This window comes from Arcticibacter svalbardensis MN12-7 (assembly GCF_000403135.1).
GTDB lineage: Bacteria > Bacteroidota > Bacteroidia > Sphingobacteriales > Sphingobacteriaceae > Arcticibacter > Arcticibacter svalbardensis.
This window is the reverse complement of the sequence record NZ_AQPN01000025.1, coordinates 1-7,245: the sequence shown is the minus strand read 5'-3', so window position 1 is coordinate 7,245 and position 7,245 is coordinate 1. Positions and strand designations below refer to the sequence as shown.

Genomic DNA, 7,245 nt, shown 5'->3' with positions numbered 1-7,245 from the left:
GATGAGGATGCCCAGGCTACATCCCTTGCATTTTCCATCCTAAACTCCCAGGTACGGGTCTCTTCCGTTGGTTTAATGGCATTGCGGGCATCCTTTTCTGATCTGATCATGATCGTCTTTTCACTTTCCGCCGCTTCATTCCATAATTTAAGCTGATCGGCAGTAAAAACTTTGTCCGGATTGAGCAATTGTCCTGAACAGGCCACCACATGATTAGCCGGCACCGTAATCGCAACATCGAAATTGCCATATTCCAGATAAAATTCCGACGGACCTGTATAAGGAATTGTATTCCAGCCCGAAATATCATCATATACACATAGTCGTGGATACCATTGCCCTAATGAAAAAATCGATCCATTGGTGGTTTCCAAGATTCCCATCCTATCGGAACCATATTCCGGGATGATAAAAGAAAACTCTATTTTAAGTTTTAGCTTCGATTTAGATTTTAATGCTTCGGGTAATAAAAGCTGCATGCGTGTATCATCAATCATGCAGTTAAGCTCCATTTCCTTCCCGTCATCGGTCAGCAACTTTGCCGACTTTATCTTGTACCCACCATCAAACACCTGTCCCTTTACTCCACTTCTACTTCCACCAAGAGGTACAATTGCTAAACCACGTGAACCTTTTTTGTATAGATTTTGATCGAGCTGAAGCCATAGAAATTCCAAATCATCGGGACTATTATTGGTATAGGTAATTATTTCAGAACCGGTTATGGTCTTTAACTTTTCATTCAACGCAACCTGAATGTTATAGTCGGCACGATTTTGCCAGTAAGCATGTCCGGGTTTTCCAGAAGCCGAACGAGTTTCGTTACCTGAGGCCCCATAGATCGACCCGGCAAAAGCTTCAGAATAATCATAAATACCCGTGTTCTTATTGTTCTTGCCGGAAGAGTTACCGCTTTGCTGAGCGATTGAATAAAGAGATACGAAGGAAAGAGATAGAAAAAGGAAAAGAATTTTTATCGAATACATAAAGGAAAATAACATTCAATGATCATAGTCAAGATCATGCATAGTTAACGTAAAAACGATCTGAATATTTACGTTTAAGCTGTTTTAATGAAACAACTCTTCATAACGGCCCTCATCGAACCCTAACAGCACCGTATCACCCTGCTCAATAACCGGCCTTTTAATCAGACTGGTCTTTTCCATCAAAAGCGGAAAGGCTGAAGAGGCATCAATAACCGACTGCTGCGTTGCAGGATCTACCGTTCTCCAGGTAGTTCCTTTTTTATTGACCAAGGCCTCCCAGCCTACTTGCTTAGCCCACGCGGCTAGCTTTTCTTCCGAAACGCCAACCTTTTTAAAGTCATGAAACTCATAGCTTAACTTTCGTTCATCGAGCCAGTTGAGTGCTTTTTTTACTGTGTTACAGTTCTTAATTCCGTAAATATGTATCATTTTTTATAGGTCGCTATTATTAAAACGGGTCATTGTAAGTTCCGGGCCAACGGTAACAAAACTTTCAATCATCTCTACCGATCGATCGATTAATGCGGGTAATGCGGGGCGCTCATCGTCATCGAAACCACTCAACACATAGTCAATCTGACGCCCTTTAGGGAAATTATCTGAGATGCCAAACCGAAGCCGCGCATAATTAGATCCACCGAGAACAGACTCCACACTTTTAAGTCCATTGTGTCCGGCATTACTTCCCTTTGGTTTAATTTTAACCTTACCAAATGGGATGGCGAGATCATCAACAAGGATCAAAATATTTTCAATTGGTATTTTGAGGTCATTCATCCAATAGTTAAGCGCTTTTCCACTTAAGTTCATATAGGTGGTCGGTTTAATTACATACACTTTTCTGCCTTTATGACTAAATTCCGTGTAGTAAGCTAAACGAAGATTGGTAAAACTAACGCTAGCTTTTTTAGCAAGTGCGTCTGCAATCATGAACCCTATATTATGACGAGTATCTGTATACTCCTGTCCGATATTTCCAAGACCTACAATAAGGTATTTCATTCTACAAATGTAAATTAAAAGAGGAAATGAAGAAACCAGGTATCGTTCGGGGGTATCTGGTCAAAAAAAAGAGGGGTTATCTTTGCAGATAACCCCTCTTTTATGATTTTTACTGAATGCAAAAGATATTATTTACCCTTTACTGCATCCTGCTCTGCTTGTCTTAAAGCACGAGAAGTAGTTACAGATACGATAGTATCTTCTGGAGTATTGATTACATCATAACCCTTAAAGTCTAAATCGCGTACACGTACTGCATGTCCAACATCCAAGGTATTGATACTAACCTGAACGTATTGTGGCATATCTGCAGGTAATGCTCTTACACGTAGTTTACGTAGTTTCTGAAATAGTTTACCACCCATTTTAACACCTGGAGAAGTACCTGTTAATTGTACAGGGATCTGCATAACAATAGGTTTGTCAACCTGAAGCTCCAAGAAATCAATATGTATGACCTGATCAGTTAAAGGATGGAATTGAGTATCCTGAATGATTGCCTGAGTAGTTACTCCGTCAACTTCAAGACCAACAAAACTTACATCTGAACTGAAGATCAAAAGTTTTAGGTCACTTGCCAAAACCGAAAAATGTGTCTGGCCTTTTCCACCATAAAGAACTGCAGGCACTTTACCTTCGTAACGCAATTCCTTTGCGTCGCGTTTCCCTACGTTCCCTCTAAGGGAACCGCTAATAGCGATAGTTTTCATATTTATATATTTATTGTTAGGTATTCAAATTTTGTTCTACACTGAATAGTCCGCTTATAGATCCATGCTCATGTACTATTGAAATAGCTTTTGCAAAAAGATCTGCTGTAGAAAGGACCTTGATTTTAGTAGATGGTCTTTTTAAAGGAATTGTATCGGTAACAATCAGCTCTGTAAGGGCCGAATTTTCGATTGTTTCGTAAGCCTTACCTGAAAGCACAGGATGCGAACATACTGCTCTGACGCTGCGTGCACCGTTTTCCATAATCAATTCCGCTGCCTTGGCTAGTGTACCTGCAGTATCACAAATGTCGTCCATCAGCACGATATCCTGACCGGTTACATCTCCAATAATGGACATGGATTCAATTTCATTAGCTCTTTTACGTCTTTTATCACAAATTACTACTTCCGCATTAAAGAATTTAGCGAATGTACGTGCCCGGTATGAACCGCCCATATCAGGGGAAGCAATAGTAAGATGTGGTAAACTGAGGCTCTTTATATAAGGGACAAAGATGACGGAAGCATCCAGATGGTCTACAGGGATATCAAAAAATCCTTGTATCTGTGCAGCGTGCAAATCCATGGTCATAATACGGTGAGCTCCTGCAGCAGTAAGTAAATTAGCAACCAGCTTGGCACCAATCGCTACGCGTGGTTTGTCTTTACGATCCTGCCTTGCCATTCCAAAGTACGGCATCACTACCGTAATGTAATGTGCTGAAGCTCTTTTTGCTGCGTCGATGAGCAGTAAGAGTTCCATCAGGTTATCGTAAGGCTGATTTGTAGATTGAATAACGAATACATCACATCCGCGAATAGATTCATTATAGGAAGGTTGGAATTCTCCATCGCTGAAACGCGATGTAACAACATCACCAAGTTCTATTCCATAGGAACCTGCTATTTTAGCAGCTAATGCTGTAGTGCCTGAGCCGGCGAATAACTTAACGGGATTGGATCTGAGTGGCATGTTAATCTTTCGGATAGTGGATCTTATGATTACTGAATAAAGAACTCAAACTCCTTTATTTATGGCAACATAAATTCGAACTTTGAATTGAATGTACACTTTTCAAGCGATCAGAAAATCCGAATTGTTTGTTGCCCGACCAGGATTCGAACCTAGACAAACGATACCAAAAACCGTTGTACTACCTTTATACTATCGGGCAATCTTCCATTTATTAGTTTTTCCTTCTAAATGGAATGCAAATATAGGAGGATTAACCTGTTAATGCAACACATTTTTTCAAATAATAATTAATTGGTTGCGATCGACTTTCGAAGACATACTAACTCCTTGTTTATCAAACACAAAAGCTTAAAATAAATATGTTTAAGCAGAAATCTGCTCCATTCATAAGACACCTATAGCAGTTATTGCACAAAATTGATCACTAAAATGTGTTAAACCCGTATTCTAAAACTTGGTAATTAAATTCAATTCATTAATTTCGGGCTCGATATCGATACTGGTATAATATATGAATTATAATAAGATTAATAACCTCTTCGGCTGGCTATGTTTTATAATCGCAACTGCGACTTATATAATGACCGCAGAGCCCACAGCGAGTTTTTGGGATTGCGGTGAGTTTATCGCTGCTGCTTATAAACTACAGATCGTTCACCAACCCGGTGCTCCATTATTTCTGATCCTTCAAAAGATATTTTCGCTCCTTGCCGGGTCAGATGTAACCAAGGTAGCTTATTGGATGAATGTTGGATCGGCTCTATCAAGTGGAGCAACCATTCTCTTTCTATTCTGGACCATCACAGCGCTAGCTAAAAAGGTGATCTATAAGGCGGGAGAAGAATTAAAACCTGCTGCTCTGATTACTATAATAGGATCAGGACTTGTAGGTGCACTTGCTTATGCTTTCTCAGATACCTTTTGGTTCTCTGCAGTTGAGTCTGAAGTTTATGCCATGTCCTCTCTTTGTACAGCTATTGTATTTTGGGCTATCCTGAAATGGGATTCGCATGCCGAAGAAGTTGGAGCAGATAGATGGCTTATATTTATTGCCTATGTAATAGGCTTATCCATAGGCGTGCATTTACTTAACCTGCTTGTTATACCAGCAATGGCATTGGTATATTATTTCAAACGATCTAAACAACCTACAGGTAAGGGCACCCTCCTTTCTCTATTTGCAGGGATTGTGATACTGGCCATTATCCAGTATGGCATTATCCAGTATTTGGTCAAGTTTGCTGCTTACTTCGACTTGTTCTTTGTGAATACATTGGGCATGGGCTTTGGAAGTGGTGTATTTGTATTTGCTTTATTAGTGGTAGCTGCAACAGTTTATGGAATCGTCTATTCCATTAAGAAAGTTAAACCATTGTTAAATCTGGCTTTAATATGTTTTGCCTTTATTATGTTGGGCTATAGCTCTTACGCCATGATTCTTGTACGTGCAAAAGCTAATCCAGCATTAAATAATAGTGATCCTGATAATGCATTTGCCTTTTTAAGTTACCTGAACAGGGAACAATATGGAGATCGTCCTTTATTATATGGACAGTATTTCGATTCGCAGGTTACTAATTACGAACAAGGTGATAATATATACAGGAAAGGTGACAACAAGTATGAAGTTGCCGGCAGAAAGTTTACAACTGAATACGATCGTAATACCCTTCTTCCAAGGATGTACAGTGATGACCCTCAGCATGTAGGTTATTATCGCGACTGGATGAAGCTGGGAGAAACGGAGTCACCGACTTTTGCAGATAACCTTGGGTTCCTATTCTCCTACCAAACTGGTTTTATGTACGCCCGCTATTTCCTATGGAACTTTGCAGGTCGCCAGAACGATGATCAGGGACAAGGAAACTATACATCAGGAAACTGGATCTCAGGAATAAAACCAATAGATGCCTTAATTTTAGGTTCTCAGGATAACCTTCCACCAAGCATTACAGAAAACAATGCGCATAACAGACTCTTTTTCCTTCCTCTTATACTGGGATTAATTGGTGCCTTCTGGCATTTCAAACGCAACCAAAAAGATGCAGGAGTAGTTGGTTTACTGTTTTTCTTTACAGGAATGGCTATTGTTTTATATCTGAATCAAAATCCACTCCAACCACGAGAGCGTGACTATGCGTATGCAGGGTCTTTTTATGCCTTCGCCATATGGATCGGTCTGGGAGTTGCAGCGATTGCCGGCTGGTTGTCCAAACGCATATCCCCTAAGGTTGCCGGGATTGGAGCCACTGTAATTGGTCTACTGGCAGCACCAATATTAATGGCTTCACAGGAATGGGATGACCATGACCGCTCAGAAAAATTCACTACCCGCGACTTTGCAATTGATTATCTGCAATCCTGCGCTCCAAACGCCATCCTCTTTACTTATGGGGATAACGATACGTATCCGCTGTGGTATGTACAGGAAGTGGAGGGTGTTCGCCCCGATGTGCGTATAGTAAACTTAAGTTTGCTGGGCACGGATTGGTATATCCGCCAGATGAAGGATAAGATTAACCAGGCAGATCCGCTACCAATTACAATGCCTAATGACAAGTTTGTTCAGGGAGTAAGGGATGTGATCAGGTATTACGATTACAAATTAGCAGACCCTATTGAGATGAAGAGCCTTTTTGAGGTACTGACATCTGATAATGATAATGATAAATTTTCCCTTCAACAGGATGGTCCTAAAGAGAATATCCTTCCTACTAAAAGCTTTAAGATCACCATTGATCCGGCACAGGTACTCGCTACAAAAACAGTTAGTTTAGCACTTAAAGATAGCATTACGCCTGCAATGCAATGGACTTACAACAAAAATTATGTAACCAAAACAGAGTTGGCAATGATTGATATTCTTGCACATAATGACTGGAAACGTCCTGTATATTTTGCAGTTACGGTTCCTTCAAGCAATTATATCGGTTTGGATAAATACCTCTACAATGAAGGTTTTGCTTACCGGCTTTTACCTTTAAAAACTGCTGCACCTGACTCTACGAAACAAGAACAGGAACTTATTAGTACCGATCAGATGTATAATAACCTGATCAATAAGTTTGTATGGGGTAACATGAAAAACGCTCATTACCTTGATCCTGAAACGACTCGTATGATCGCAACGGTAATCAAAAGCTTCAATACACTGGCAACCAAATTATATGAACAAGGTCGTATTACGGAAGCCAGGAAGGTAATAAACAAGTCACTTGAAGTTGTTCCTGATAAAAATTATTTGTTTTACTATATCCTTCACCGGTATTATACAGCAGATCTGCTTTATAAAGTAGGGGAAACTAAGGCTGCAAACAAACTGGTTAAAAGCACCAGTGACTATATTGGGGCTGAACTAGGATACCTTGGTGGATTGTCAAGTAGCAGGCAAAAGTTCGCGATGAACGATATCCAGTTGGGGATATCCATTTACAATGAATTGCTCAAAATTACTGAGGCTAATAAACAAACAGCCCTTCATGCTGAAATTAAAAAGGAATTTACAAACCTGCAAAGTAAACTTTCATTAAATTACTAGCAGTACGAATAGGTATAAACAAGAAAG

Annotated in this window: 5 protein-coding genes, 1 tRNA gene and 1 pseudogene; 1 reads left to right on the top strand and 6 read right to left on the bottom strand. The window is 40.0% G+C overall.

Annotation, left to right across the window (positions count from 1 at the left end; all coding sequences use genetic code 11):
* The 6 genes and pseudogenes from ADIARSV_RS03620 to ADIARSV_RS03595 all read right to left on the bottom strand — a co-directional run.
* Positions 1-986 (bottom strand): annotated as a pseudogene (locus tag ADIARSV_RS03620) (M1 family peptidase); the annotation flags it as partial.
* An 84-nt stretch (positions 987-1,070) separates the two neighbouring features.
* Positions 1,071-1,418: an ArsC family reductase gene (locus ADIARSV_RS03615; RefSeq protein WP_016194016.1), complete on the bottom strand. Its 348-nt coding sequence runs from the start codon at positions 1,416-1,418 to the stop codon at positions 1,071-1,073.
* Between the two features lie 3 nt (positions 1,419-1,421).
* The gene (gene pth / locus ADIARSV_RS03610) at positions 1,422-1,991 is read right to left on the bottom strand and encodes an aminoacyl-tRNA hydrolase (RefSeq protein ID WP_016194015.1); all 570 of its coding nucleotides are present in this window, start codon (positions 1,989-1,991) and stop codon (positions 1,422-1,424) included.
* Between the two features lie 128 nt (positions 1,992-2,119).
* A complete protein-coding gene (locus ADIARSV_RS03605) occupies positions 2,120-2,701 on the bottom strand; it encodes a 50S ribosomal protein L25/general stress protein Ctc (protein ID WP_016194014.1) in 582 nt (193 codons plus the stop codon).
* Between the two features lie 16 nt (positions 2,702-2,717).
* Positions 2,718-3,677 (bottom strand): ribose-phosphate pyrophosphokinase, encoded by a 960-nt coding sequence (locus ADIARSV_RS03600; protein ID WP_016194013.1) that lies wholly within the window; start codon positions 3,675-3,677, stop codon positions 2,718-2,720.
* A gap of 131 nt (positions 3,678-3,808) precedes the next feature.
* A tRNA-Gln gene (locus ADIARSV_RS03595) sits at positions 3,809-3,879 on the bottom strand.
* A 312-nt stretch (positions 3,880-4,191) separates the two neighbouring features.
* Here ADIARSV_RS03595 and ADIARSV_RS03590 point away from each other — a divergent pair.
* Complete coding sequence (locus ADIARSV_RS03590; RefSeq protein ID WP_040298987.1) at positions 4,192-7,218, top strand: glycosyltransferase family 117 protein; 3,027 nt, start codon at positions 4,192-4,194, stop codon at positions 7,216-7,218.
* The last annotated feature ends 27 nt before the right edge of the window (positions 7,219-7,245 follow it).

Excerpts from the sequence above, each read along its gene's own strand:
- ADIARSV_RS03615 (WP_016194016.1), bottom strand. The coding sequence starts at position 1,418 with ATGATACATATTTACGGAATTAAGAACTGTAACACAGTAAAAAAAGCA.
- pth (WP_016194015.1), bottom strand. The coding sequence starts at position 1,991 with ATGAAATACCTTATTGTAGGTCTTGGAAATATCGGACAGGAGTATACA.
- ADIARSV_RS03605 (WP_016194014.1), bottom strand. The coding sequence starts at position 2,701 with ATGAAAACTATCGCTATTAGCGGTTCCCTTAGAGGGAACGTAGGGAAA.
- ADIARSV_RS03600 (WP_016194013.1), bottom strand. The coding sequence starts at position 3,677 with ATGCCACTCAGATCCAATCCCGTTAAGTTATTCGCCGGCTCAGGCACT.
- ADIARSV_RS03590 (WP_040298987.1), top strand. The coding sequence starts at position 4,192 with ATGAATTATAATAAGATTAATAACCTCTTCGGCTGGCTATGTTTTATA.